The 1,139-nt window shown below is 51.2% G+C and carries 2 protein-coding genes; both read left to right on the forward strand.

Translation table 11 applies throughout. The features are described 5' to 3' along the window. The first annotated feature begins 127 nt into the window (after positions 1 to 127). Positions 128 to 265, forward strand: a complete 138-nt coding sequence (locus tag ACTHTJ_RS10645) for a hypothetical protein (RefSeq protein ID WP_440362666.1) — start codon at positions 128 to 130, stop codon at positions 263 to 265. Further along, a partial coding sequence (locus ACTHTJ_RS10650; RefSeq protein ID WP_440362667.1) for a hypothetical protein occupies positions 234 to 1,139 on the forward strand: 906 nt, incomplete at its 3' end. The genes ACTHTJ_RS10645 and ACTHTJ_RS10650, both read left to right, overlap by 32 nt.

Raw genomic sequence — 1,139 nt, forward strand, 5'->3', positions numbered from 1 at the left:
TGAAGGCAACTAAGCGCTGTGAGCCAAGATGCGTAACTGTGGATGCTGCTATGACTTGGTTGTCCTAGGTAGTGATTTTCTGCCGTGCTAAGGTTAGGCAGGTGGATGTAAAGGAATCAGTAAGGATTTGAGTGCGAACGATAAAGACATAGGTCCTGAATGGCTGAGGGTGTTGGAGACCGATGATATGTGTGGGCAGGGTGTTGGGAAATGCGGAGCGGGTGTGAATACGATTGAGGGTACGGGGGGGGGCGAGGAGGTGTGAGGTGGGGGGTGGTGGGGGGGTGTTTTGTTTGGTTTGGGGGTGTGTTTGTGGTTGTGTTGTGTTGTGGTTGGGTGGGGGGGTGTGGTTTTTGGGGGTGGTGGTTGTGTGGGTTGGGGTTGTTTGTCTGGTGTTTTCTGTGTTGGGTTGGTGTGGTTGTTGTTTGGGTGTTGTGTTTGTTTTTTTTTTTTTTGTGGGGGGTTTTTTGTTTTTTGTGGGGGGTGGGGTGGTTGTGTTGGGGGTGGTGGTGTTGTGTGTGGTGCTGGTTTTGTTGTTTGGTGTTGTGTTTGTTTTTTGTGGGGGTTTTTGTGTGTTTTTGGCTTTGGTTTTGTTTGGGTTGTGGCGGGTTTCTGTGTTGGAGTTGGTTGGGTTGGTGTCGTGTTTGGTGGTTTTGTTGTTTTTTGGTTTGGTGGTGTGGGTTTTGTTGGTTGGTGTGGTGTGGTTGGTTTTGTTTTGGTGTGGTGTGTGGGGGGGGGGGGTGGTTGGTTTTTGGGGGGGGTTGGGTTGTGGTTGGTTTGGGGGGGGGGTTTGGTGGGGGTGGTTTGGGGGTTGGGTGGTTTGTTGTGTGGTTGGTGGGGGGGGGGGGGTGGTTTGGGGTTGGGTTGTTTGTGGGTTGTGGGGGGTTGTTTGGGGGTTGGGTTTTGGGTGGTTTTTGGTTTTTTTGTGGGGTTGTTTGTGTTGTTGGGGGTGTGGGGGTGTTTGGTTGGTGTGGTTGTTTTTGTTGTTTGTGTGGTGGTTGTTGGGGTGGTTTTTGGGTGGTTTTTGTTTTTTGGGGTGGTTTTGTTGTGGTTGTGTGGGTTTGGTGGGTTGTGGTTGTTGGGTGTGTGGGTTGTTTGTGGTTTTTGGGGTGGGTGGTGTGTTGGTTTGTTTGTTTGGG

This window comes from Neisseria sp. P0018.S001 (genome assembly GCF_051957355.1).
GTDB classification, from domain to species: Bacteria; Pseudomonadota; Gammaproteobacteria; order Burkholderiales; family Neisseriaceae; genus Neisseria; species Neisseria subflava_A.